The 25,433-nt window shown below is 47.5% G+C and carries 24 protein-coding genes; 8 read left to right on the forward strand and 16 right to left on the reverse strand.

Going from position 1 to position 25,433, the window contains the following annotated elements:
* Positions 1-17 precede the first annotated feature (17 nt).
* The 15 genes from rnhB to rpsB form a co-directional block, all read right to left on the reverse strand.
* Positions 18-623: a ribonuclease HII gene (rnhB, locus tag O59_RS11845; RefSeq protein WP_040392506.1), complete on the reverse strand. Its 606-nt coding sequence runs from the start codon at positions 621-623 to the stop codon at positions 18-20.
* A gap of 14 nt (positions 624-637) precedes the next feature.
* Positions 638-1,789, reverse strand: a complete 1,152-nt coding sequence (gene lpxB / locus O59_RS11850) for a lipid-A-disaccharide synthase (RefSeq protein WP_040392287.1) — start codon at positions 1,787-1,789, stop codon at positions 638-640.
* A 54-nt stretch (positions 1,790-1,843) separates the two neighbouring features.
* Positions 1,844-2,614, reverse strand: a complete 771-nt coding sequence (gene lpxA, locus O59_RS11855) for an acyl-ACP--UDP-N-acetylglucosamine O-acyltransferase (protein WP_007642968.1) — start codon at positions 2,612-2,614, stop codon at positions 1,844-1,846.
* Positions 2,615-2,647: 33 nt separating this feature from the next.
* Positions 2,648-3,085: a 3-hydroxyacyl-ACP dehydratase FabZ gene (gene fabZ, locus O59_RS11860; RefSeq protein WP_007642969.1), complete on the reverse strand. Its 438-nt coding sequence runs from the start codon at positions 3,083-3,085 to the stop codon at positions 2,648-2,650.
* A 38-nt stretch (positions 3,086-3,123) separates the two neighbouring features.
* A complete protein-coding gene (gene lpxD / locus O59_RS11865) occupies positions 3,124-4,140 on the reverse strand; it encodes a UDP-3-O-(3-hydroxymyristoyl)glucosamine N-acyltransferase (protein ID WP_007642970.1) in 1,017 nt (338 codons plus the stop codon).
* A 13-nt stretch (positions 4,141-4,153) separates the two neighbouring features.
* A complete protein-coding gene (locus O59_RS11870) occupies positions 4,154-4,666 on the reverse strand; it encodes an OmpH family outer membrane protein (RefSeq protein ID WP_225318309.1) in 513 nt (170 codons plus the stop codon).
* A gap of 38 nt (positions 4,667-4,704) precedes the next feature.
* Positions 4,705-7,338 carry an outer membrane protein assembly factor BamA gene (gene bamA / locus O59_RS11875; protein ID WP_007642972.1) on the reverse strand — a complete coding sequence of 878 codons (2,634 nt, stop codon included), beginning with the start codon at positions 7,336-7,338 and terminating at the stop codon, positions 4,705-4,707.
* 69 nt (positions 7,339-7,407) lie between these two features.
* Positions 7,408-8,760 carry an RIP metalloprotease RseP gene (gene rseP / locus O59_RS11880; protein WP_007642974.1) on the reverse strand — a complete coding sequence of 451 codons (1,353 nt, stop codon included), beginning with the start codon at positions 8,758-8,760 and terminating at the stop codon, positions 7,408-7,410.
* A 22-nt stretch (positions 8,761-8,782) separates the two neighbouring features.
* Positions 8,783-9,982 carry a 1-deoxy-D-xylulose-5-phosphate reductoisomerase gene (gene ispC, locus O59_RS11885; protein WP_007642976.1) on the reverse strand — a complete coding sequence of 400 codons (1,200 nt, stop codon included), beginning with the start codon at positions 9,980-9,982 and terminating at the stop codon, positions 8,783-8,785.
* Between the two features lie 3 nt (positions 9,983-9,985).
* Positions 9,986-10,840 carry a phosphatidate cytidylyltransferase gene (locus O59_RS11890; protein ID WP_007642978.1) on the reverse strand — a complete coding sequence of 285 codons (855 nt, stop codon included), beginning with the start codon at positions 10,838-10,840 and terminating at the stop codon, positions 9,986-9,988.
* A complete protein-coding gene (gene uppS / locus O59_RS11895) occupies positions 10,833-11,567 on the reverse strand; it encodes a polyprenyl diphosphate synthase (RefSeq protein ID WP_040392289.1) in 735 nt (244 codons plus the stop codon). The genes O59_RS11890 and uppS overlap by 8 nt, the downstream gene beginning before the upstream one ends.
* Before the next feature lie 136 nt (positions 11,568-11,703).
* Positions 11,704-12,261, reverse strand: coding sequence for a ribosome recycling factor (frr, locus tag O59_RS11900; RefSeq protein WP_007642982.1), 558 nt, complete (start codon positions 12,259-12,261; stop codon positions 11,704-11,706).
* Positions 12,258-12,992, reverse strand: coding sequence for a UMP kinase (gene pyrH, locus O59_RS11905; protein WP_040392292.1), 735 nt, complete (start codon positions 12,990-12,992; stop codon positions 12,258-12,260). The genes frr and pyrH overlap by 4 nt, the downstream gene beginning before the upstream one ends.
* Positions 12,993-13,139: 147 nt before the next feature.
* The gene (tsf, locus tag O59_RS11910) at positions 13,140-14,009 is read right to left on the reverse strand and encodes a translation elongation factor Ts (RefSeq protein WP_007642987.1); all 870 of its coding nucleotides are present in this window, start codon (positions 14,007-14,009) and stop codon (positions 13,140-13,142) included.
* Between the two features lie 125 nt (positions 14,010-14,134).
* The gene (gene rpsB, locus O59_RS11915; RefSeq protein WP_040392294.1) at positions 14,135-14,872 is read right to left on the reverse strand and encodes a 30S ribosomal protein S2; all 738 of its coding nucleotides are present in this window, start codon (positions 14,870-14,872) and stop codon (positions 14,135-14,137) included.
* 339 nt (positions 14,873-15,211) lie between these two features.
* Here rpsB and uxuA point away from each other — a divergent pair, with 339 nt between their 5' ends.
* The 8 genes from uxuA to O59_RS11955 all read left to right on the forward strand — a co-directional run bounded on the left by uxuA (position 15,212) and on the right by O59_RS11955 (position 24,306).
* Positions 15,212-16,417, forward strand: a complete 1,206-nt coding sequence (gene uxuA, locus O59_RS11920; RefSeq protein WP_007642991.1) for a mannonate dehydratase — start codon at positions 15,212-15,214, stop codon at positions 16,415-16,417.
* Between the two features lie 177 nt (positions 16,418-16,594).
* Entirely contained in the window at positions 16,595-17,365 is a 771-nt protein-coding gene (map, locus tag O59_RS11925; RefSeq protein ID WP_007642992.1) for a type I methionyl aminopeptidase, read from the forward strand.
* Positions 17,366-17,455: 90 nt separating this feature from the next.
* Positions 17,456-20,155 carry a [protein-PII] uridylyltransferase gene (locus O59_RS11930; RefSeq protein ID WP_040392508.1) on the forward strand — a complete coding sequence of 900 codons (2,700 nt, stop codon included), beginning with the start codon at positions 17,456-17,458 and terminating at the stop codon, positions 20,153-20,155.
* A 17-nt stretch (positions 20,156-20,172) separates the two neighbouring features.
* A complete protein-coding gene (dapC, locus tag O59_RS11935) occupies positions 20,173-21,372 on the forward strand; it encodes a succinyldiaminopimelate transaminase (protein WP_007642994.1) in 1,200 nt (399 codons plus the stop codon).
* Positions 21,369-22,043: an endonuclease III gene (gene nth, locus O59_RS11940; RefSeq protein WP_007642995.1), complete on the forward strand. Its 675-nt coding sequence runs from the start codon at positions 21,369-21,371 to the stop codon at positions 22,041-22,043. The genes dapC and nth overlap by 4 nt, the downstream gene beginning before the upstream one ends.
* Positions 22,044-22,066: 23 nt before the next feature.
* Entirely contained in the window at positions 22,067-22,411 is a 345-nt protein-coding gene (locus O59_RS11945; RefSeq protein ID WP_007642996.1) for an ArsC family reductase, read from the forward strand.
* 28 nt (positions 22,412-22,439) lie between these two features.
* Complete coding sequence (dapD, locus tag O59_RS11950; RefSeq protein ID WP_040392296.1) at positions 22,440-23,471, forward strand: 2,3,4,5-tetrahydropyridine-2,6-dicarboxylate N-succinyltransferase; 1,032 nt, start codon at positions 22,440-22,442, stop codon at positions 23,469-23,471.
* A 133-nt stretch (positions 23,472-23,604) separates the two neighbouring features.
* Entirely contained in the window at positions 23,605-24,306 is a 702-nt protein-coding gene (locus O59_RS11955; RefSeq protein WP_007642999.1) for a YebC/PmpR family DNA-binding transcriptional regulator, read from the forward strand.
* 95 nt (positions 24,307-24,401) lie between these two features.
* On the opposite strand, the gene O59_RS11960 is transcribed toward O59_RS11955, so the two are convergent.
* A complete protein-coding gene (locus tag O59_RS11960; RefSeq protein ID WP_007643000.1) occupies positions 24,402-25,433 on the reverse strand; it encodes a DUF4340 domain-containing protein in 1,032 nt (343 codons plus the stop codon).

The raw sequence follows: 25,433 nt of genomic DNA on the forward strand, positions 1-25,433 counted from the left end.
GAGTAAAAGAGAGAAAATTAAAATAACGCTATTTGTTCAATCTTGGCTCTGACCGGAGCATAAGATACGCGATGAATAGGTGTAACCCCCAAACGCTCCAGCGCATCCATATGAACTTTGGTGGGATAGCCTTTGTGGTCAGCAAAACCGTAGCCGGGATAAAGTTTATCCAGCACAATCATTTCACGATCACGTGTCACTTTGGCCAGTATCGATGCAGCACTGATTGCAGCAACACGACTATCACCCTTAACAACAGCTTCTGCCGCATATTTCCATTTAGGTAATTTATTTCCATCGACTAATACATGCTCCGGCTCTATGTGTAACCCTTGCACAGCACGAGTCATCGCCAGCAAGCTCGCTTGGAGGATATTCAAGCTGTCGATCTCTGCAACTGACGCGCGCGCAATGCACCAGCTTTTTGCGTTTGCTTGAATTTCCCCAAACAATAACTCACGTTTTTTTTCCGTCAGCTTTTTAGAATCATCCAAACCAGCAATCGGTTTAGCGGGATCAAGAATAACAGCAGCGGCAACGACATCCCCAGCCAGCGGACCGCGCCCTACCTCATCGCAACCCGCGTAAAGATATCCTTTATAAATACTGATAAATGGCTCAATCACAGCTAGACCTTTTAAATTATCGGTGTGCGAATTAATCTGGCAATCGCTTCAGCAGCTCGTGCACTGGCATCGCGTTTGAGTTCAATATGCATTTGTGCAAACGTTTCGCTAAGTGCTATCGCCTGCTCCGGGTTGTCAAAATAATTCATTACCGCTGCGGACAAGGTTTCGGGAGTTGCTTGTTCCTGCAGCAACTCGGGAACTAAAAGTTTTTGTGCGAGCAAATTGGGCAACGAAATCCACGGCGTTTTAACTAACCAGGACAATATCTTAAAAGTCAGTGGCGCCAACCGATAGGCAACCACCATCGGTTTTTTCAGCAACAACGCTTCCAGTGCAACAGTCCCTGATGCCAACAACAGAACATCCGCAGCGGCCATCACTTCATGTGAATGCCCATTAATTAATTGAATCGGATAATCAACAAAATCATTCAGCGCTATATGCAATTGACGATAGCGATCCGGGCTTGCAGAAGGAATTACAAATAATAAGCCTGGATCCTGCTCCAGACATTTGACCGCCGACTCCATAAATAGACTACCCATGCGCTCTACCTCACTCGCACGGCTTCCCGGCAAGAGCGCAACAATACGCCCCTGCTCAGGCAAACCAAGCGATTTACGCGCAGCAAACTTATCAATCACGAATGGGATTTCATCAGCCAAATGATGGCCGACAAATTCTACTGGGACATTGTGCTCTTGATAAAACTTGGCCTCAAAAGGCAGTAGCGTCAACATTAAGTCAACAGAGCGCGCAATTTTAAAAATCCGCTTTTGTCGCCAAGCCCACACTGAGGGGCTGACATAGTGAACTGTTTTAATGCCTTTTTCTTTTAACGATGCTTCGAGTGGAATCGTAAAGTCGGGGGAGTCTATGCCAATAAATACGGCCGGCGGATTCTTGATAAAATGTTCACGCAAAAATTTACGTATGCGCAACAGCTCGGGCAATCGCTTCAAGGGCTCAATTAGCCCCATCACCGCCAGTCGATCCTGCGGAAAATAGGAGTGAAAACCCAGCGCCAACATCCGTGGGCCGCCAATGCCAGAAAACTCTGCACTGGGGAAATGTTTACGCAACTCTTGCATCAAAGCCGCGCCAAGAATATCTCCGGAGGCTTCTCCGACAACAATACCTATGTGTATGTGATCAGACACCCAGCCCTCCGGTTTGTAGAAACTTGATGCGATGGAAATCGCGAAGAGGAAATGCTAGCGAACTATGCCGCGTGTTGAAGCATTCAATGAATCGATTAACACTTGTAATGCAGGTGAAGAAACTGCTAACGGATTAAGCTCAGCCAAAGCTTCATCAAGCGTTAAACCTCGACGATAAATAGTTTTGTATGCCTTGGTTAGTAGTGCAATATCGTCTTTGGTAAAACCGCGACGACGCAACCCCTCGACATTAATATTTTTTGCTTCTGCGGGGCTTCCGTTCACCATGACATACGCTGGAACATCCTTGCCAATTGCACTTCCCATTCCAGCGAAGCTATGTGCACCAATCTTGCAAAATTGATGAACCAGGGTAAACCCACTGAGAATAGCCCAATCACCAATATGCACGTGACCGGCAAGCGCCGCATTATTCACCAAAATACAATGACTACCAATCACACTGTCGTGACCAACATGAACGTATGCCATTAGCAAATTATGACTACCAATGGTAGTTTCACCGCGATCCTGAATGGTACCACGATGAATAGTGACACCTTCGCGAATCACATTGTGATCGCCAACTACTAAACGAGTAGGTTCACCTTTGTATTTTAAATCAGGCGTATCTTCGCCTATCGAGGAAAATTGGTAGATACGATTATGCTTACCAATTTTTGTTGGCCCTTTTAGAACAACGTGAGAGGCAATTACAGTACCTTCATCAATTTCTACGTCGGGGCCAATAATTGTCCATGGACCAACTTGCACATCAGGTGCAAGCTTGGCATTAGGATGAATGATTGCTGAGGGATCTATCAAAATACTTTCTCGCTAAATTCAATAGTAGTCGCTCTAGACTTTACGATCTGCGCACAAAATAGTTGCCGATGCAGCCAGTACACCATCAACGCTTGCCTTACATTCAAATTTCCATATACCACGCTTTTCGGAAATAACGCGTGATTCAAGTTGCAAACGATCACCCGGAACAACCTGTCTCTTAAAGCGCACATCATCAACACCAGCAAACAAATAAATAGATCCATCCTCAGGCTTTTTATTCATGGTTTTAAAACCGAGAATGCCTGATGCTTGTGCCATGGCTTCCAGAATCATCACGCCTGGAAAAACTGGATTTTGAGGGAAGTGACCATTAAAGACTTCTTCGTTAACGGTAATGTTTTTGTAGGCAATAATTGATTCACCTTCAATCAACTCTACAACACGGTCCACAAGCAAAAATGGATAGCGATGAGGAAGATATTCACGGATTTCGTTAACATCCATCATGGTTAGACCCCAAGGAATAAATAGAAATTATATGTACGCTATTTGCGTTCAAGTTTTATTAAGCGTGTCGCTAATGAATCCAACTGACGAAAGCGGGCCGCATTTTTACGCCAGTCTTTAGTTTGCGCAAGCGGAGTGCCAGAGGAATAAGAACCAGCTTCACTGATCGAAGCGGACACTAAACTTCTGGCCGTTATATGTACCTTATCGGCCAGAGTTATATGCCCGACAATTGCTACTGCACCGGAAATAGTGCAATTAGCGCCTATTATAGTGCTTCCTGCAATCGCCGAATGACCTGCAATTGCAGTATTTTTGCCAATACGGACATTGTGAGCAATTTGTACCTGATTATCGATAATCACTCCATCGCCAATACAAGTATTATCCAAAGCTCCGCGATCAATACAGGTACAAGCACCAATCTCGACATTATTGCCAATAACTACGCCACCCAGCTGGTGAATTTTAAGCCATCCGCCTGACTGGGGTGCGAAACCGAAACCATCAGCACCGATTACACAACCGCTGTGCAAAATACAGTCGTCACCAATCACAACTCCGTGATAAATGCTAACGTTAGCCGCCAGGCGGGTATTCTTACCGATAGAGGTGTCATCACCTACATAGCACCCAGGACCGATAACAGCCCCTTGGGACAAGGTCACAGCATCACCAATGACAGCATTGGCACCGATTGAAACATCGGCGGCAATAACACAATCCCGGCCAATCACAGCTGATGGATGCACTCCCACGGCAGGAGCACGCAAAGGTGAAAATAGTGACGACGCGCGAGCATAATCAATGTAGGGGTTAGCAGTAACTAATTTATTACCCGCGAACTCGTCTTGCAAATCAGGGTGAATTAACACCGCGCCGGCTTTAGTCGAGCTCAAATATTTCTTGTAAGCTGGATTGGCAAGAAAACTAAGGCTATGTGCCTCGGCATTTTGTAATGTAGCCAAGGCTCTTATCTCATGCTTTGGATCACCAACCAAAACAGCGCCCAAGCGCTGTGCAAGTTCAAGCAATTGATAAGAGCGTTTCAACATATGCTCGTGATACTTACTTGGCTTTGTTCAAGAGTTCAGTGACTTTTGGAGTCAAATCATTTTCTGGTTTGGCCATCATTACTGACTTTGCATCAACAATCATGCTGATGTTTTCAGACTCAACAAGTTGTTTTACTACGGCTTCCATTTTCGGACCCAGTTCTTGCATGATTTGCTGCATTAAAGCCTGCTGCTCACCCTGAAGTTTCTTACCCTGAAATTGATAATCCTGACCCAAGCTTTGCAATTTCTTTTCACTTTCAGCGCGTTTTTCAGCACTCCATGTCATACCGTCTTTTTGATACTCGGTTTGTAATGCTTTGATATCGGCCGCAAGGCCATCAAGCTTTGCTTTTGCTGCAGCAAAATCAGCACTTTTTTGCAGTTTATCAAACTTAGCTTTTGCAGCAGTGGTTCCCATTACTGCGCCCGTTGGATCCAAAACAACTACTTTGCCTTGTGCAAATGAAACGGATGAAACCAAAGACAAAGCAATAACAGCAAACATTTTCTGTGTAACAGTCACAATTTATTCCTCTAGATTATTAGCCCAAACAATTATTATTAAAACGTTTGTCCCAATGAAAACTGGAACACTTCTGTACGATCATAATCATTTTCCTTAAATGGCTCCGCAATACTGAATGTCATTGGGCCAAATCCTGAAATCCAAGTTAAACCAAGACCTACGGAGGCATTAATGTGGTCAAGATCCACATCATAGCAGTTGAGTTGTGTCGCACCACAATGAGTATCAAACACATTTCCTGCATCAACAAAGAACGTAGTTTGCAGTGAGCGTTGATCTTTAATAAATGGAAGCGGGAAAAGTATTTCCGCACCGCCTTGAATTAAAACATTGCCACCGAAAGCTCCACGAGTCCTGCCGACCAAATTATTATTATTGGCATTTGATAACAAAATACCCTCATCACATGCCACATTAGCAACGTAGTTGCCCGCATCGGGGTCGCTGCAAAGAACATATGCAGGAGCACCTTGCTCATTAGCTTGAGCTATACCGTCACCGTTTAAATCATCCCATACAGTATTCGCGACTATAGCCTCGCGGATAAAAGTACTACGGGGACCAAGTGTATTGCGCTCGAAACCACGCACCGAACCAAACCCACCAGCGTAATAATGTTCAAAGAACGGCAATTCATCCAGATCACCATAAGCAGCGGCATAACCAATACGGGTATGCAAACGTAAGGTAAGGGATCTAGTCAGGGGTTGGAATATCTGGCCGGTGTAATTAACTTTGTAATATTGCAAATCACCGCCCGGTAAAGAGACTTCCACGCCCAGTTGCTGCGAGGCACCACGGTTAGCAAGAATACCTCGGTTAAGCGTAGACCTCAGCCAATACATACTAACTTGAGCATCGTTAAATGTATCGCCATAAACATCCAGAAAGCCGGGTGTACCCAACATACTTTCATCAACTGACTTAATTTCAAAACTACCCGTTGGGTAATCCAAACCCAATTGCTCACGCACCATAAGTTCGTAGTTTTCATCTTGCGTTATATAACCCAAGTTAGGACTCCAAATAGGACTACGAATAATTTCTTGCGATGAATAGCTAGTAGGCTCCACTTCCAGGCTACGCAAACCTATGTCGAAACCGATGCGCTCGATATCAGAAATAGGGTAACCGAAATTGATTTTACCGCCATAAACATTGGTGCTATAGGGAGTAATGTTATATGAGCCGTAATCACTTTTTGTGTAGTACAAACTCAAACCACGACTTACGCCATCAGGTGTAAAATAAGGGTCGTTGTAATTAAAGTTGTACGCAGTTTGATAGCGGTTATGGCTAAAACTGAAGCCAACTTGTTTACCCGTACCGAACCAGTTGTTTTGCTGAATACTGGCGGAGAACAATAAACCTGAATATTGAGCATAACCTACCTGCAGTCCCATACTACCGGACGGCTGTTCTTCGACAGTGTATTCAACATCAATCTGGTCGGACGTTCCTGGAACTTCTTTATTCTCTACCTTTACCTCTTTAAAGAAGCCCAACCGCTCCAGACGCACTTTTGAGTGCTCGATTTGCGCGGAGTTTGCGGAGCCACCTTCCATCTGCCGCATTTCACGGCGCAATACTTCATCAACAGTTTTTGTGTTGCCACGGAAGTTAATACGATTAACGTAGGCGCGCTTACCGGGCTCTATAAAAAACGTGATTTTTACCGTTTTATCCGCATCATTTCGCTCCGGCATACCTTCAACTTTGGCAAAGGTGTAGCCCTCATTACCCAAACGTTTGGTTACATACTCTTCCGAAGTCGTCATTAGAATTTGAGAGAATATCTGATCTTTCTTGACCAGAATCATGCTGCGAATAATGTTTTCATCAATAGCAGGATCACCGGCGAGATCAATACCGCTCACTCTGTAAATATCGCCTTCGGTTATATTTACAGTAATAAAAATTTTGGCTTTGTCGGTGCTCAACGAAATTTGTGATGAATCAATTTTAAAGTTGAGATATCCGCGATCCAAATACCAAGACTCCAATCGCTCCAAATCGCCCTTTAATTTTTCTTTATTGTATTTATCGTTACCCGATATCCACGACCACATACCAGTGGTTTTTAATTCAAACAGATCAATCAGATCTTCTTCACTGTAACTATGATTACCCACGATATTGATTTGTTTGATACGCGAGGGGCTGCCTTCGTCGATATTTACCAGCACCTTAACCTGATTACGCGGCATATCTTCAATTTCAATGTTCACGCTAGCGCCATAGCGACCTTGGTTCACATACTCGCGCTGCAATGCTTGTGTAATCCCTTCGAGCGTAGCGCGTTGAAAAATTTGTCCTTCGGAGAGGTTGTTATCCTTAAGGCTATCCATCAAATTTTCAGTTTTGATGGCCTTGTTACCTTTAAGCTCAATTTTATTGATTGCGGGACGCTCTTTAATCACCAACACCAGCACATCGCCATCGCGCTTGATCTCCACATCCGAGAAGTAGCCAACCTTGAATAACTCACGAGTTGCACTTTGAATATCGGCTTGAGTCAGTACATCACCCACACGAATCGGCAGTACACTGAAGACAGAGCCTGCAGACACACGCTGCAACCCCTCCACACGGATATCACTTACACGGAAGGTCTGTGCATAAACAGTGCATGACAAAAAGAGTGCCAGAAAACAGCCAAAAACTCGCATTGAAACTCGCATCATAGAATCTGTTCTAATCGTAAATGAATGTTGGTTACGGCCCGGCACACTGCCAGATTAAAGCCGCATGATGTCGTTATACAGCGCTAGCACGCTTAGACTGATGACCAAGAAGAGTCCAACCTGATACCCCAGCATCTGCACTCTGTCGGACACCGGTTTTCCCTTAATTACTTCAATAAAGTAATAAAATAAGTGGCCGCCATCCAATACTGGGATAGGTAAAAGGTTAAATACCGCGAGGAATACACTCAGCAGAGCGACAAAACCAATAAAACTCCTCAAACCGCTCTCGGCTGAAGAGCCCGCCACCTTAGCAATGGTTATCGGTCCACTCAAGTTTTTCGTGGAAATTTCGCCAAGAATCAATTTTTTGACTGATAAAAGTACAAAGCCTGAGGTTTCCCAGGTTTTATTCACTCCGGCAACAAATGCACCGAACACGGAATACTCATAAGAGCGAATCATCGACTCAGGAATTGAGCCCGCCCGAGCACCCAGCCCGACCCGCCCAACAACTGCACCTGACTCATTGATTGATTCAGGAATAAGCTGAAGCGCTAGCTCTCTGGCATCGCGCTCAATCACGACAGAAATTGTCTTACCAGGATGACGCCGGACGTAATCCACCCATAACTGCCAATCATCAATAACAATATCATCGGCAGAAATCAGCTTATCACCCGGCAGAAAACCCGCAGCCTCAGCTACCCCCCCAGCCACTACTTCGCCAACAATTGGAGTAATTTTGGGCAGATACAGCGTAATCCCCAAACCTGCAACCGGATCGGGATCCGCTGAATCCCTCAGCCAATCAACCAACCGCCCTTCTGACTCATAAGTAAAGTGCGAGTCAGGGTAAGCCACCTTGAAACGAATAGATCCTGTTTCCCCCAACCGATTGAGCAGCGCCTTGTTGAGAGCCTGCCACGTGGGTGTGGGAATATTATCGATAGCAATAATCTCCTGGCCTGCTTCAAGCCCTGCCTGCTCGGCGATTGAACCGCGCTCTACAGCCCCAATTTGGGGAATTAAATCGCGCTGACCTTGCAGCAAAAGCACCCAAAACAAGAGTATGGCCAACAGAAAGTTAGCCCCAGGGCCTGCCGCAACAATAGCAATGCGCTGCCAGACACTTTTATTATTAAACGCCATGGAACGCTCTTCCGCCGATACTGGCGCTTCGCGCTCATCGAGCATTTTTACGTATCCACCCAGAGGCAATGCGGCCAACGCATACTCTGTGCCCTGTTTATCGCGCCAAGACCAAAGCACCTTGCCAAAACCAATGGAAAAACGCAGAACTTTCACACCGCAACGACGAGCCACATAAAAGTGCCCAAACTCATGGATAGAAACCAGAATCAACAAGGCGACAACGAATGAAATTATTGTCTGAATCAACGACATAAGCACTGCCCCGGATTAATCATTACCAGCTCTTGATCAATTGATTAGCCAAAGCGCGAGCCTCGGCATCTGCATTTTGAACCTGTTCCAAGCTGGTTGGTTCAACCACTGCCAGGCGCGCAAGCACATGATCTATAACTTGAGCGATTTGATCAAAGCGAATTTGGCGGGCAAGAAATGCAGCAACAGCAATTTCATTCGCGGCATTTAGCAGTGCAGGTGCTGTACCCGAAACATCGGCAGCATCCTGCGCCAAACGCAAACAAGGAAAACGCTGAAGGTCAGGCGCACTAAAATCAAGGCGCGCCGTTGCGATAATATCGAGACTTGTCACGCCGGACTCTATACGCTCCGGCCAAGCCAAGGCATGAGCTATAGGGGTACGCATATCCGGATTGCCCAATTGGGCGAGCACGGAACCATCAATATACTCAACCATCGAGTGAATCACACTCTGTGGATGGATAACCACTTGCACCTGTTGAGGGCGAGCATTGAAAAGCCAACAGGCCTCAATCAGCTCAAGCCCTTTATTCATCATACTGGCTGAATCCACCGAAATTTTTTGCCCCATGCTCCAATTTGGATGAGCGCAGGCCTGTTCTGGAGTTACTTTTGGTAGATCGCCAAGCGGGGTATTACGGAAGGGGCCACCAGAGGCGGTGAGCAGAATTTTACGAACACCGCTGGAAGCCAGACCGCCAGCAAGATAATCGCTGCGATGATTTGGCAAGCACTGAAAGATCGCATTATGCTCACTATCAATGGGCAACAATACCGCCCCACTTTTACTAACGGCTTGGGTAAACAAACCACCAGCCATTACCAATGCTTCTTTATTAGCCAGCAACACTTTTTTGCCTGCTTTAACCGCCGCCAATGTTGGTAACAAACCTGCCGCACCAACAATAGCCGCCATAACTGCATCAACCTGTTCATGGGCAGCAACCGCCTCCAACGCTGCCAATCCCTGTAAGACTTCTGTCTTGCAGCCTTGATGACGTAGTTCACGTGCCAGCTCAGCGGCAGCATCTACATCATTTAATACGGCATAACGCGGCTGATGCTGCAAACATTGGGTAGCGAGTAACTGCCAACGTCGATCTGCCGTTAATGCAAAAACTTTATAGCGCTCCGGGTGACGCGCAATAACATCCAAGGTGCTAACACCAATAGAGCCGGTCGCGCCCAAAACAGTAATCTGTTGAACCGCCAACTGCATAAGCTAGAGCCCCGCCGTCGCAGAAAAGGCGCCGCTTGCAAGCAGTGCCAGAGCAAATACCGGAGCAGCTGCCGTGACACCATCTACGCGATCAAGAATGCCGCCGTGACCAGGCAAAATGGTGCCGCTATCTTTGATGCCGGCTTGGCGCTTTAACATGCTCTCCAAAAGATCGCCCAACACAGAAACCAGACTGGTAGGAACCACAAGCACCAACATCAACAACAGGCTTAGCTCCAGAGTTAAACTCAGCATCAGAGCCAAAACACAATTAGCGATAAATCCCCCGGCAAAGCCTTCCCAGGTTTTGCCGGGGCTAACGGCAGATGCTAACTTATGCTTACCAAAACGCTTTCCAGCAAAGTAACCGCCACTATCAGCCATGGCGACAATGAGCATTAATAACAAGACCAGCCAGGCACCAGCCTCTTGTTGGCGTACATACACCAAAGCCACCCAAGTGGGAATAAGTACCAATAACCCCATCAACAGGCGTAAAATTTTGTGCCCCCATAACAAAGCACTGGAGGGATAACCCTGCACCAGCAAAAGTGCGATTGCCCACCAAATACAACCAGCAATCAGTAATTCACGGATCGCATCTGCATCCAGATTGGGGCTAGCCTCGCCCTCAAACCCCAGATAAAAAGAGGCCACCAACAGAACGACTAAAATAAAGAGTGCGTACAATGCGCGCTGCCAGCGCGTGGGGAACCCAGCGAGACAGGCCCATTCCCAAGCACCAATCAATACAATAGCGCCGACAAAAAAGGAAAAATAACCAGCAGGCAAACCAAACAAAGCGGCTATAAAAATTATCGCCAAAACTAACGCTGTGATTACCCGCTGCTTAAGCATTAAGTGCACCCGCCTCAATCTGATCGCCGGTCATACCAAAACGACGCTGACGTTCGTAGAAATTCGCAATCGCTTTCTTTAACTCATCGCCGTCAAAATCAGGCCAAAGCTTGTCGCTGAAATAAAGTTCTGCATAGGCACATTGCCACAGAAGGAAATTGCTAATACGCACCTCCCCTCCTGTGCGAATCAATAAATCCAAGGGTGGCAACTCGGCAAGACAGGTTTGGGCACCTAATGCCGACTCATCGATAGATGCCACATCCAACTGTCCATTAACTGCCTGTTGCGCCAGTTTTTGCGCTGCCTGGGCGATATCCCAACGACCACCATAGTCAGCGGCGATAACCAGTGTTGTTTTACCACCAGCAGTAAGCTCCTCAGCGGCAGCGATAGCTTTTTGAATGGCAGGACTAAAGCGCTCCCGATTGCCAATGACACGCAAGGCAACCCCTTTTTTCTTAAGTGCTTTGGCTTCATTTTTTAAATAGAGATGGAAGAGCGACATAAGCGCCTCTACTTCCAGCGGTGGGCGGCGCCAATTTTCACTGCTAAATGCAAATACGGTGAGCACTTCAACGCCCTGATCCTGACAGGCGGCCATAACATCGCGAATACGCTCAACTCCCACTTTATGGCCAGAAACTCCCGCCATACCGCGCTGTTTTGCCCAGCGGTTATTGCCATCCATAATAATCGCCACGTGGCGAAGACTATTATCAGTCACGCGTACTCTCCCAGCGACAGGCCAGCATCGGATTCTCACCGACAACCCGTTTTTAGTTTTTTTAATGAAATTATCTAGTAGTAGTGCGGGAGGCAAAGCCACTCCCTTGCGAAAGTGACTTGCCGGATGATGCAGATTACACAGCCATCAAATCAACTTCTTTGGCTGCCAGCGCTTTATCAACTTCAGCGATGTATTTGTCGGTAATTTTCTGAATTTCATCCTGTGCGCGACGATCATCATCCTCACCGATCGCCTTGTCTTTCAGCAAAGCTTTCACATCACCCAATACATCGCGGCGCACATTGCGCACAGCAACGCGGCCATTCTCGGCCTCGGCACGCGCCTGCTTGATAAAGTTTTTGCGTGTTTCTTCAGTCAACATCGGCAAAGGAATACGAATCAGACCATTGTTCGTCGAAGGATTCAAACCTAAATCCGATTTCATAATCGCTTTTTCAATGGCAGGGACTAAATTGCGCTCCCACGGACTCACCGACAAGGTGCGCGCATCGTCAATATTGATATTTGCTACTTGGCTCAAAGGGGTAGGCGTACCGTAATAATCCACAGTAATACCATCCAACAAGCTTGGGTGTGCGCGGCCAGTGCGAATCTTGTTGAAGTTGTTCGACAATGCTTCAACCGCTTTTTTCATACGCGCTTCGGCGTCTTTTTTAATATCATTAATCATGATTTATCCTCTTCAATCAAAGTACCTTCGTTGCTGCCAACCACAATATTCAACAACGCACCTGCTTTATTCATACGGAATACGCGCACCGGCATGTCGTGCTCGCGGCACAAACAAATCGCCGTCAAATCCATTACACCCAATTTTTTGTCGAGCACCTCGTCATAAGAGAGACGGTCATACTTGGTCGCGGTCGGATCTTTTTTAGGATCTGCAGAGTAGACGCCATCAACTTTGGTTGCCTTGAGCACTATATCCGCATCAACTTCAATACCGCGCAAACAGGCAGCAGAATCAGTAGTAAAAAAGGGATTGCCAGTACCGGCAGAGAAAATAACGACCTCGCCCGAATTCAAGAAACGAACTGCGCGACGGCGGTCATAGTGTTCAACCACTCCACTCATTGGAATCGCTGACATAACGCGGGAAGATATATTTGAACGCTCAAGCGCATCGCGCATGGCTAATGCATTCATCACTGTAGCCAGCATACCCATGTGATCGCCCGTTACTCGATCGAGACCGGCAGCACTTAAGGCAGCGCCGCGAAACAGATTGCCACCACCAATCACCAAACCTACCTGTACACCTATGCCGACCAGCTGGCCAATTTCCAGGGCCATCTTGTCGAGCACTTTAGGATCGATACCAAACCCTTCTGTACCCATCAGCTCTTCACCGCTGAGCTTCAATAAAATACGCTTGTACTTTTTATCTCTGGGGCTGGACATAAATGCTCTCCAAAACAATGAGTTAGCCGCGAATGCCCACACCTGTCGGAGGGCCGAAAAATTGGTGCAGTGTAACAGAAAAAAAGAGGCCGGGTGTTGCCACCCGGCCTCTTTTTCGTGTCACCCAGCACCTTATCAGGCGATGAATTACGCCTTGCTAGCAGCTACTTGAGCAGCAACTTCAGCAGCAAAGTCTACAACAGCAACTTCGATACCCTCGCCCACTTCCAGACGCACAAAGCTCTTAACAGTTGCACCAGCTGCCTTAGCGAACTGAGCAATAGTTTGCTCAGGATTCTTAACAAAAGCCTGATCAACCAAGCTAGCTTCTTTCAGGAACTTGCTGATACGACCAACAATCATTTTCTCAACGATTTCAGCTGGCTTGCCAGCCATATCTGGCTGAGCACGGATGATTTCTTTTTCTTTCTCCACCACGTCAGCTGGCATTTGGTCAGAGCTAACCACTTGCGGGTTAACAGCAGCCACGTGCATAGCAACGTCTTTAGCGGTCTCTTCATTGCCACCTTCCAACTGAACCAACACCGCAATACGGTTGTTCAAGTGCAGGTAACCACCAACAACACCACCTTCAACCAAACTAATGCGACGAACGCTGATTTTTTCGCCGATTTTTTGCACCAAAGCTTCACGCGCAGATTCCAACTCACCCGCCATAACAACCGCTACATCGGTTTGCTTGGTGGTGAATGCCTTATCCAATACGCTATTTACAAAAGCCAGGAAGCCAGCATCACGCGCCACAAAGTCAGTCTCAGAGTTAACTTCAATAACAACACCGTAGCTGTTATCCGGAGCCACTTTCACAGCAACAACGCCATCTGCCGCCGTGCGACCTTCTTTTTTGGCCGCCTTCAAACCGGAAACCTTACGCAGGTTTTCAATGGCCAATTCAATATCACCATTGGCTTCGCCCAACGCTTTTTTACATTCCATCATGCCCAAACCAGTGCGGTCGCGCAGTTCTTTTACCAAAGCAGGAGTAACAGCTGTCATGGATGTGTCCTCAATAAATGTTCGAATTCAAATTTGAAAAAAGGGGGCAAAGCCCCCTCTTCCGACAACTCTGCGCTTGAATGCAAGCTAACAGAGTTTTATGGTCGTTTGATTACTTCGCGAGATTACTCAGCAGCACCTTCGGCAGCTACGTATTCATCTTTGTTTGGTACTGCAGAAGCAGATTTAGCACCATCCAAACAAGCGTCAGCAATTGCAGATACATACAACTTGATCGCGCGAATGGCGTCGTCGTTACCTGGAATTACGTAGTCAACACCTTCAGGGTTGCTGTTGGTATCCACGATACCGATAACAGGGATACCCAACTTGTTGGCTTCCTGAATTGCAATACGCTCGTGATCCACATCGATTACAAACATGGCATCAGGCAAACCAGCGATGTTTTTAATACCGCCAATTGAACGCTCAAGCTTCTCCATGTCACGGGTGCGCATCAGAGCTTCTTTTTTGGTCAATTTGGCAAAAGTACCATCTTCGCTCTGGGTAGTCAGCTCTTGCAAGCGACGGATAGATGCGCGGATGGTTTTGTAGTTGGTGAGCATACCACCCAACCAGCGATGACTAACAAACGGCTGGCCAGCACGGATTGCTTCTTCTTTGATGGTCTTTTGCGCCGCGCGCTTGGTACCAACAAACAGAATCTTTTTCTTTTGAGAGGCCATTTGTTGAATCAAAGCCAAAGCTTCGTTGAACGCAGGCACAGTGTGCTCAAGGTTAATAATGTGAATCTTGTTACGCGCACCGAAGATGTATTTGCCCATCTTTGGGTTCCAGTAACGGGTTTGGTGACCGAAGTGGACACCGGCAGATAACATATCGCGCATGCTTACTTGTGGCATTTTAGTATTCCTACTGGGTTAGGCCTCTATATACCCCGCTAACCAACCATCATGAACGCTATAAAACGAACATTGGGCACCCAGGTTTTGCGTGTCGGTATATATGTGACGTTGGTAAATTACATTTAAAAACGGATTTTCTTTGTGCTTGAGACTATTCCCAGCAAAAAGAGGCGCGCTTTATATCACAAACAACAGACATAATAAACCAGAAAGTAAATCGAGCTTCAGAACGCACCCTGTCGAGAAAATCTGGCAAATCCACTAGGCCAAGCATTATCCAACTTGTATACTAGTCGCATTAATCTTAGATGAACCCACTCTAGTAGCGAGACCACCATGAAAGAGACTTGGCGCTGGTTCGGCCCCAAAGATACCGTAAGCCTGCAAAGCATTGCACAAGCAGGCGCAACGGGCATTGTCACCTCCTTACACCACATACCCACAGGTGCCGTATGGCCCCTTGAGGAAGTTTTAGAACGCAAAAAAGTCATTGAAGATCAAGGGCTTGAATGGGCTGTTATCGAAAGCATCCCCCTCCACAACGATATCAAGACCCGCACTGGTAACTACCAGCAATACATCGACAACTACAAGCAGTCCATTCGCAATGTGGGTGCAGCCGGTGTTTACGATGTTTGCTACAACTTTATGCCGGTCGTCGATTGGACCCGCACCAACCTCAACTACACCCTGCCCAACAACGCCCGCGCACTGCGTTTTGAGATGAGCGATTTCGCAGCCTATGATGTTTATATCCTACAGCGCCCCGGTGCCGAACAGGACTATCAGCCCGAGGTACTCACCAAAGCCAAGGCTCGCCTTGATGCCATGAGCAGCGAAGAGCAAGCACTGCTGGAAAAAAATATCATTGCCGGCTTGCCGGGCGGTGAGGGCTCTTATGATCGCGATGGGATTCGCGCCGCTATCGATCTCTTCATCAAGATGGGCGATGAAGGTATGCGCGCCAACCTGTTTGCCTTCCTGCGCGAGATTATCCCCGTCGCTGAAGAAGCGGGCGTGCGCATGTGCATCCACCCGGATGACCCACCATTTTCGTTGTTCGGATTACCCCGGGTTGTCTCTACCGCCGATGACGCTCGCGCCTTGCTCAAGGCCGTGCCCAGCCCATCGAATGGATTAACACTCTGCGCCGGCTCTTATGGTGCACGCTGCGATAATGATCTGGTCTCCATGGCGCAGGAGTTTGGCGAGCGCATCTACTTTGTACACTTGCGCAACATTAAACGTGAAGACGATGGCTCCTTCTATGAGTCTGATCATTTGGATGGCGATAACGATATGGTCGGCCTGATAGATGCGCTCTTAGAAGAGGAAAGCCGTCGCCAACAGCAAGGTAGCAAACTCCCTGCAATCGCCATGCGCCCAGACCACGGCCATCTAATGGGCGATGAAATTGGCAAGCCTGGCATCAATCCCGGTTACTCTTACGCCGGGCGAATGAAAGGCTTGGCAGAGTTGCGCGGTGTCATTCACGCACTGACCCAGGTTCGCGCTCGCGGCCTCCATTACCTCACCAAATAGCCCACCTCCGCAGGGCGGTTTTACACCGCCCAACTTTACTTTTCAGGTGCTATACCCAGTACGCGCATAATAGAAGCAGCAGCTATAGAGCCAATAAAGGATTGATCTTGGTCAAAGCGGTTCAGAATCGTTTAGAATGCCGCAACTTTTATTCACCCGCCGGGATACCCTGAATTCATGTCAGTTACTATCAAAACCCCCGAAGAAATCGCCAAAATGCGCATTGCTGGTCGCATGGCCGCCGAAGTATTGGAAATGATTGGCCAGTACGTACAACCCGGCGTAACTACCGCCGAGCTGGACAAGATCTGTCACGACCACATAGTGAATGTACAAAAAGCTATTCCCGCTTGCCTTGGCTACCGCGGCTTTCCCAAATCCATTTGCACCTCTGTCAATCAGGTGATTTGCCACGGCATTCCCTCCGAGAAAAAAGTGCTCAAGTCAGGCGATATCATCAATATCGATGTGACAGTGATCCACGAGGGCTATCACGGCGATACCAGTGCCATGTATTTTGTGGGCACTCCTGCCCCCCACGCGGAGCGGTTGGTACAAGTCACCCAGGAATGCATGTACAAAGCCATTAAACTGGTTAAGCCTGGCTGCCGTTTGGGTGATATTGGGCACGTTATCCAACAGCATGCTGAAGCGAATTATTACTCGGTAGTACGCGAATACTGTGGCCATGGCATAGGCAAGGTTTTTCATGAAGATCCGCAAATCCTGCACTATGGTCGCCCTGATACCGGTATGGAATTAAAAGAAGGCATGTGCTTCACCATCGAACCCATGATTAACGCGGGCAAACCCCACACCAAATTAAAAAGCGATGGCTGGACAGTGGAAACAAAAGACGGCCGACTCTCGGCGCAGTGGGAACACACCATGGTAGTCACCAGCAATGGTGTCGAGGTTTTTACCGCACGTACCGGCGAAGTATTTTAATTTATGAGCATTTCTGATTTTATCGCGCGCGTTTTTAACAAATCTCCCCAAACGGATACCTCTGGCAGCGATAGTGCAGAATCCATCCCGATGGATACCCCGGTATCCATGGAGGAAGTCCCCTACTTCGAGCGGCCGCTATTCTTTTTTGACCAGAGCCGCTTTCGCCGCGCGTTAACAGAAAAACCTATCATTGGCGTCTTCAAGGACGCAATTAATGCAGCAAGCACCCAAGCCAACCGCCGTTTTATTGAGGGCGAAGATATTCGCAGTTTGGTGTATGAACGCGCACTGTTTATTGATTGCGTATTGCACTACGCCTGGCACCAATTCCGCTGGCCCGCGCGTATCAGCCTGGAAGCAGTTGGCGGTTATGGCCGTGGTGAACTGCACCCAGGTTCCGATATCGATCTATTGATTTTGCATCACCCGGATGTATTTGAAAGCTGCAAAGGAAATATCGAAAAATTTCTCACACTGCTGTGGGATATAGGCTTGGAAATTGGCAGCAGCGTGCGCACTGTCAAACAAACGATTGATATAGCTCGCACCGACATTACCGTCGCCACCAACATCATGGAGTCGCGTACGCTGGTGGGAGATGCATCACTGCGTCACGAATTAATGAAAGAAGCCGCGCCCGATAAAATCTGGCCGATTGAAGATTTTTTCAGTGCAAAATATCAAGAACAACTGGATCGCCACAAGAAATATAACGACACCGAATACAACCTGGAACCCAATATCAAAAATGCGCCCGGTGGGCTGCGCGACATCCAAACTATTAATTGGGTGACCAAACGTTACTTTGGTGTACGCACCATCAAACAACTGGAAGGTAAAGGTTTTTTTACCGACGAAGAATTTTCACTTATCAATTCCGGCGAAGAATATTTATGGCGCGTGCGTTATGCATTGCATATGGTAGCGAAACGCCCGGAAGAGCGACTGCTATTTGATTACCAACGGGAAATTGCCAAACTGTTTGGCTACACCGACAACCACGAAGGGCTGGCAGTAGAACAGTTCATGCACAAGTACTATCGCACTGTACTTGCCCTGCGCGAATTAAATGACGTAGTGCTGCAATTTTTGTCGGAAGCGATTCTACAAAAAGGCAAAACCAAAAATGTTGTTTCTATCAATGAACGCTTTCAATTGCGCGATAATTTTATCGAGGCAACGCACACCTACGTATTTGAAGAAAACCCGTCTGCCTTATTAGAAATATTTGTGCTTATGGCACAAAACCCACAGATTCAGGGGGTGCGCGCCTCTACTATCCGCTGGATTCGCGAGAGTCGCTATCTTATTGATGACCAATTCCGCAGCAACCCCAAAAACACCCAATTATTTATCAAACTATTGCAACACCCTGCAGGTTTGGTTGAACAACTAAAGCGGATGTCGCGCTACGGCATTCTCGGTTTGTATTTACCGGAGTTTGGTCAAGTAACCGGTCAAATGCAGCACGATTTATTTCATATCTACACAGTGGATGCACACACGCTAAAAGTAGTGCAAAACATGTGTAACTTTTTGTTGCCATCCGCGAAAGAAGATTTTCCGGTTGCCGCAACGATTATGACGCGCCTGCCAAAATTGGAGCTGCTGTATATTGCAGGCTTGTATCACGATATTGGCAAAGGCCGCGGTGGCGATCACTCCACACTGGGTGCGGTGGATGCAGAAGAGTTCTGTACCCGCCACGGTATTTCACCGCGCGAAACCCGCTTGATCTGCTGGCTGGTGGAAAAACATTTGCTGATGTCGCAAGTGTCACAAAAGCAGGACATTTCAGACCCGGATATTATTCATAATTTTGCCCTCACCGTGGGCGATCAGTTACACCTTGATTACCTTTATTGCCTCACGGTGGCTGACATTAACGGCACCAACAAAGAATTGTGGAATACCTGGCGCGCGAGTTTAATGCGCAATTTATATCTGGATACCCGCCGCGCCTTGCGTCGTGGTTTGGAAAACACTGTCGATAAACACGATTTGATTGAGGAAACCCAGCAGGCCGCGATTCGTAAACTGGCGCGCAAGGGCTTAAGCAAAGAACAAGTCATTGCCCTGTGGGGCGATATGGATGAGGACTATTTTCTACGCGAAAACTTTACCGATATTGCCTGGCATACCGAGGCGATTGCGGCACGCACCGATGACAAGCCTTTAATTTTGATTAAAAAAACCACCAGCAAAGAGTTGGCTGGTGCCACACAAATTTTTGTGTATAGCAAAAACCAGAAAAATGTATTTGTCGCAGCTGCAACGGCGCTGAGCTTATTAAACCTCAGCATTCAAGACGCCAAGATTTACAGCTCAAAATCCGGTTACACCATAGATACCTTTTTTGTGCTCAATGAAAACGGCGAACCACTCGGTAACAATCAAACCCTACTTAAAAAAATCCAGCAGGGGTTGATGGAAGAATTGAGTTTGGTGGATAACTACCGCGATGTTATTGGCCGCCGCACACCGCGCCGCCTGAAATACTTTGCATCACCCACCCGCACTTCACTCAGTACCGATACCATTCGCAATTGCAGCGTATTGGAAGTTATAAGCCCCGACAGACCGGGCTTGCTTGCGTGCATAGGGCGAATCTTTATGGATTACGACATTCAACTGCTCAATGCCAAAATCGCCACCCTGGGTGAGCGAGTAGAGGACATTTTTTTCATTGCTGATAACGATGGAAAACCCTTGGGCGATGTTGCACTGTGCGAAAAACTGCAGCAAGAAATTCGCGAGCAACTCGATAAGCGCGTTGATAAACACTAATTATTGTTGATTTAACTATGAACCCGGATTTAAACCAGCTTCATCCATACCCTTTTGAAAAATTAGCAGCACTTAAAGCGGCCGTATCTGCACCGCGCGAACTAACCGATATTATGCTATCCATCGGTGAACCCAAACACGAGCCGCCGGCGTTTGTATTGGATACTCTCGTTAATAATTTACCTAAATTATCGAATTATCCAACCACCAAAGGCTTGCCAGAATTACGCACAGCAATCGCCAATTGGGCGACCAAACGTTTTCAACTCAACGCTGGTAGTTTTACTGCAGAGAATCATGTGCTGCCGGTAAACGGTACACGGGAAGCGTTATTTGCCTTTGCACAAGCGATTATTGATCGCAGCAAAACCAATCCGTTAATAGTATCGCCCAACCCTTTCTATCAAATTTACGAAGGTGCAGCGATTCTCTCCGGTGCAGAACCTTATTTTTTAAACTGCACACCAGACAATAATTTTATTCCGGATTTTGCCGCCGTCCCCGCATCAATATGGGAGCGCTGCCAATTATTATTTATTTGTTCACCGGGCAACCCAACCGGCGCGGTAATGAGCTCTGCGCAATTCAAAGAATTGATTGCACTTGCCGACCAATACGATTTTGTTATCGCCTCCGACGAATGTTACTCAGAATTATATTTTGATGAACAAAATCCCCCCGTTGGATTACTGCAAGCCTGTGCAGAGCTCGGCCGCGATGATTTTGCCCGCTGCGTAGTTTTTCACAGCCTATCCAAACGCTCTAACCTGCCGGGGTTGCGCTCTGGTTTTGTGGGTGGCGATGCCAAAATTCTGGAAAAGTTTTTGCTCTATCGCACCTACCACGGTTGCGCTATGCCAGTGCCAACACAACTTGCCAGTGTGGCCGCATGGCAGGATGAGCAACACGTAATCGCCAACCGGGATGCCTACCGTGCAAAATTTGATGCGGTATTAAAAGTGCTTGATGGTTGCCTGGAAGTACAAAAACCGGATGCGAGTTTTTACCTCTGGCCAAAAACGCCCATTAAAGGTGAATTGTTTGCACAACAATTGTTTGCCCAACAAAAGGTAACTACCTTGCCCGGCAGTTATTTAGCGCGCGAAACCGATGGCATGAACCCCGGCGAATATTATGTGCGCCTCGCCTTGGTTGCGCCTTTAGCGGAATGCATTGAAGCGGCCGAACGAATCAAAGCTTTTGTAAAATCGCTATGAGTGAAGTGTTAAAAAACTTAAGCAAAAGCGCGCGGGTTGAATTTATTTTGCAGCGATTGCAAAGCCTTTATCCTAACCCGCCAATACCTTTGCATCACAAAGATGCCTATACATTGCTCATCGCAGTTCTTCTGTCCGCCCAGTGCACAGACGAACGGGTTAATACTGTTACGCCCGCCTTGTTTGAGTTGGCAGATAATCCATACAACATGGCCAAAGTGCCCGTTGAAAAAATTCAGGAAATTATTCGCCCCTGTGGATTATCACCGCAAAAATCCAAAGCGATTTCGGTGTTATCCAAAATGCTGGTGGAAGAACATAATGGTCAGGTGCCACAGGATTGGGCGGCACTGGAGCGCTTGCCAGGTGTAGGCCATAAAACGGCGAGCGTAGTGATGAGCCAGGCATTTGGTGTACCCGCATTTGCGGTAGATACCCACATTCACCGCCTCGCGCAGCGTTGGGGTTTAACCAACGGTAAAAATGTGGTGCAAACCGAAAAAGATTTAAAACGTCTTTTTCCCCAAAGCAGCTGGAACGCATTGCATTTACAAATCATTTATTACGGGCGCGAGTTTTGCTCCGCACGCGGTTGTGATGGCACAGTATGCGATATTTGCAGAACCTGTTATCCGCAACGCAAGAAACCAAAAATTGTTTTGAAACCATAACCTTCTTCACACGACGAAAGAATATGACCACCTTATACGGCATTAAAAACTGCGACACCGTCAAAAAAGCCCGTAGCTGGCTTGAACAACATAAAGTAGATTACCGCTTTCACGACTTCCGTGCCGATGGTTTAACCAGCGCACAAGTAGAAACCTGGATTGCTGAAATCGGTTTGGATGCACTGGTGAATAAACGCAGTACTACGTGGAAAGAATTAGACGATGCAATCAAAAATAATTTTAGTGAAGCCACTGCAGCAAAGGTGATCAGTGCCAACCCGACATTGATAAAACGCCCATTGCTCGATACCGGCAAACAAAAACACGTCGGTTTTAAAGACACCGAATACGGCGCCATTTTTAATTAATTATTTGCACTATTGTCAGGAAAAAAACATGACTCAACTCTACGCACTCGGTTTAGGTATAGGCACACAGAACGCAAAAGGTGAATGGCTGGAAGTGTTTTATGCACAGCCAGTACTCGCACCGTCAGAAGCAGTTGCGCGCGCGATTGCCACCATTGTGGGTTATACCGATGGCAATCAAGCGATTGCACTGTCCACCAATCAAGCCAATGAAATCGCCCAAGCACTCACCATTGCTGGCGACAGCGCGCAAGCCGAGCTGGCAAAATCACTGGCGACAAGCAAACGTCCATTGGTCGCCACACTGCTCGCAACCGATACCAACCCCACATCGGTTCCTGAAGGCTATTTGAAATTGCATTTGTTGTCGCACCGATTGGTGAAACCACACAACACCGTACTCGCCGGAATTTTTGGCGTACTGCCCAATGTTGCCTGGACTAATCAAGGTGCGATCGATGTAAACGAATTACCTGCACGTCAATTGCAGGCGCGTTTAAATGGCGAAGAACTGGAAGTATCCTGCGTGGATAAATTCCCCAAAATGACCAACTACGTTGTGCCTAAAGGTGTACGTGTTGCGCACACGGCGCGGGTACGTTTAGGCGCATACTTGGGCGAAGGCACCACCATCATGCACGAAGGTTTCGTTAACTTTAATGCGGGCACTGAAGGCCCGGCGATGATTGAAGGCCGTATTTCTGCCGGTGTATTTGTCGGTGCCGGTTCGGATTTGGGCGGCGGTAGCTCCACCATGGGCACCTTGTCGGGCGGCGGGAACATTGTCATTTCTGTTGGTAAAGAGTCATTGATTGGCGCTAACGCCGGTATTGGTATTCCACTGGGCGATCGCTGCAAAGTAGAATCTGGCCTTTATATTACCGCTGGAACTAAAGTGGTGGTATTGGACGATGCGGGCAACGAAGTAAAAACTATCAAAGCGCGCGAACTTGCCGGTGTGAATGATTTGGTATTCCGCCGCAATTCCATCACGGGCCGCGTGGAAGTGGTTACCAATAAAAGTGCGTTGCAATTAAATACTGCATTGCACGCCAATTAATTTGATTGGTTCGGGCGCAATTTATTGTGCCCTGATGAATACAAAATAATTTACATTCAACGGGCGCAGCAAGCAGCTGCCCCTACCGATAAACCAGGCACAATGGGTTTGTGCAAACAACGAGGCGATAATCATGGGCGCACAATGGAAAGCAAAACATAAAGAAGAAGCTGCGAGCGCAAAAGGTAAAATTTTTACCAAACTCACCAAAGAAATTATGATCGCAGCACGCTCGGGTGCAGACCCGGATATGAACCCGCGCCTACGCCTCGCTATCGTCCAAGCCAAAAAAGCCTCAATGACACGCGAGACATTGGAGCGCGCGATTAAAAAAGGCTCGGGCCAACTCGACGGCGCCGCCAGCTACGAAAAAGTCACCTATGAAGGTTACGCACCGCATCAGGTGCCCGTGATCGTTGAATGCCTTACCGACAACGTCAACCGCACCATCTCCAATATTCGCGGTTTATTCCGCAAAGGCCAGTTGGGTACTTCCGGTTCAGTGTCCTGGGATTTTGATCACCTGGGCATTATCGAAGCCACAGCTGCCAACGCCGATGCCGACGCAGAAATGGCGGCGATTGAAGCAGGCGCACAGGATTTTGAATTGGATGAAGACGGCACCGTCACTTTTTACACCGATTTAACCGATTTGGATTTAGTGCAAAAAGCCCTGCCCGACCACGGTTTTACGGTGGTATCTGCCAAGCTGGGTTACAAACCTAAAAACCCCGTCAGCTTGAGCGATGAAGCGTTGGCAGAAGTTGAAGCATTCCTCGCCGCGATTGATAACGACGACGATGTACATGAAGTTTATGTTGGTTTGGCGGGTTAAGCACCGTTGAACGAAAAGCAAAATAACGATAGCTAGAAACATAGATACAAATAGCAACAGCCCGGCATATGCCGGGCTGTTTGTTTTTAGTTAGATCAATTCCCTAACAAACCTTTAGTCGCTTCTTGCACAACAGCCTCTACCGGATTGGTCGCGGCAGAGTTTGAGGTTGTCGGACTTGTCTGCGTGGCAGTCGCCGGCGCCAATAAACTTTCACGCGCGACCTGAGCGATACGTTCATACTCATACTGACTCAGTGAAAAGTATTGCTCGCGATCACTGCGTTTAACAACATGCCCAGCGTCGGTCTTGATAAAGTCATACTGCCAATTGCCTTCTGCACTTTTTACCGCGAGAGTAATGGGCTCGCCCTTCGGTGCTTCTTGCACCACAGACTGCACCTGCAAACTAGCCAACGCCTTCACCAAGGCCGTGACTTTTTCGGTGTTTAATGACACGCCGGTTTCACCAACTAATTGCCAGTTTTCACCTTGCTTTTGCAGCTCGTAATCACGCCCTTTGATGTTGACTGGATTGGTAGTGGTGAGCAGTTGTTTATTCAACCAATCATCACCACTGGTGGTTGCATCCATAGTGCTGAGCGCAACGCTGTAGACCTGATTATCACCCGCACGGCGCAAATGCACTTTTTTGAAACCAGGTGAACTACCTAAATAAAATTCCGCCTGCAATTTATCACCTTCATAAAGGCGCAATTTGCGCTGGAATTTTTGTTCGCCTACTTCAAACCGCTCGTGGCTGGATGCGGTATTGGCAACCGGCCAGGTCAACCGCAATCCGTTTAACTTTTCCAACAATGCGGTGATTTTTTCATTGTCTACCGGTAAGGACGACTGCGTGAGTTGCCAGCGATTCGCTTGTTTATTCAGGTGCACACTAGTTGTCGCATCAGCGATTTCAATGCGATTAATCAAGTGGGTAGACACTGGCAACAAGGGTACCGCCGTTGGTGTTGCACGGGAGTTCTGTTGATAGGCATAAACTCCCACCACCAATAACACTTGAATCACCAACAAGAGCCACAGGCGTTGTTGCCAGCGCTCCATATCCCGCATGGTTTCTACCCTATTACTCCGGGCAACATTAATGGTTACTGCTTGGTTCAT

The organism is Cellvibrio sp. BR (assembly GCF_000263355.1).
Classification (GTDB): domain Bacteria; phylum Pseudomonadota; class Gammaproteobacteria; order Pseudomonadales; family Cellvibrionaceae; genus Cellvibrio.

Bases quoted from the DNA above. Each gene is read 5' to 3' on its own strand.
- fabZ (WP_007642969.1), bottom strand. From the start codon at position 3,085: ATGATGGATGTTAACGAAATCCGTGAATATCTTCCTCATCGCTATCCA.
- lpxD (WP_007642970.1), bottom strand. From the start codon at position 4,140: ATGTTGAAACGCTCTTATCAATTGCTTGAACTTGCACAGCGCTTGGGC.
- bamA (WP_007642972.1), bottom strand. From the start codon at position 7,338: ATGCGAGTTTTTGGCTGTTTTCTGGCACTCTTTTTGTCATGCACTGTT.
- rseP (WP_007642974.1), bottom strand. From the start codon at position 8,760: ATGTCGTTGATTCAGACAATAATTTCATTCGTTGTCGCCTTGTTGATT.
- ispC (WP_007642976.1), bottom strand. From the start codon at position 9,982: ATGCAGTTGGCGGTTCAACAGATTACTGTTTTGGGCGCGACCGGCTCT.
- O59_RS11890 (WP_007642978.1), bottom strand. From the start codon at position 10,840: ATGCTTAAGCAGCGGGTAATCACAGCGTTAGTTTTGGCGATAATTTTT.
- frr (WP_007642982.1), bottom strand. From the start codon at position 12,261: ATGATTAATGATATTAAAAAAGACGCCGAAGCGCGTATGAAAAAAGCG.
- pyrH (WP_040392292.1), bottom strand. From the start codon at position 12,992: ATGTCCAGCCCCAGAGATAAAAAGTACAAGCGTATTTTATTGAAGCTC.
- tsf (WP_007642987.1), bottom strand. From the start codon at position 14,009: ATGACAGCTGTTACTCCTGCTTTGGTAAAAGAACTGCGCGACCGCACT.
- rpsB (WP_040392294.1), bottom strand. From the start codon at position 14,872: ATGCCACAAGTAAGCATGCGCGATATGTTATCTGCCGGTGTCCACTTC.
- uxuA (WP_007642991.1), top strand. From the start codon at position 15,212: ATGAAAGAGACTTGGCGCTGGTTCGGCCCCAAAGATACCGTAAGCCTG.
- map (WP_007642992.1), top strand. From the start codon at position 16,595: ATGTCAGTTACTATCAAAACCCCCGAAGAAATCGCCAAAATGCGCATT.
- O59_RS11930 (WP_040392508.1), top strand. From the start codon at position 17,456: ATGGATACCCCGGTATCCATGGAGGAAGTCCCCTACTTCGAGCGGCCG.
- dapC (WP_007642994.1), top strand. From the start codon at position 20,173: ATGAACCCGGATTTAAACCAGCTTCATCCATACCCTTTTGAAAAATTA.
- nth (WP_007642995.1), top strand. From the start codon at position 21,369: ATGAGTGAAGTGTTAAAAAACTTAAGCAAAAGCGCGCGGGTTGAATTT.
- O59_RS11945 (WP_007642996.1), top strand. From the start codon at position 22,067: ATGACCACCTTATACGGCATTAAAAACTGCGACACCGTCAAAAAAGCC.
- dapD (WP_040392296.1), top strand. From the start codon at position 22,440: ATGACTCAACTCTACGCACTCGGTTTAGGTATAGGCACACAGAACGCA.
- O59_RS11955 (WP_007642999.1), top strand. From the start codon at position 23,605: ATGGGCGCACAATGGAAAGCAAAACATAAAGAAGAAGCTGCGAGCGCA.
- O59_RS11960 (WP_007643000.1), bottom strand. From the start codon at position 25,433: ATGAACCAAGCAGTAACCATTAATGTTGCCCGGAGTAATAGGGTAGAA.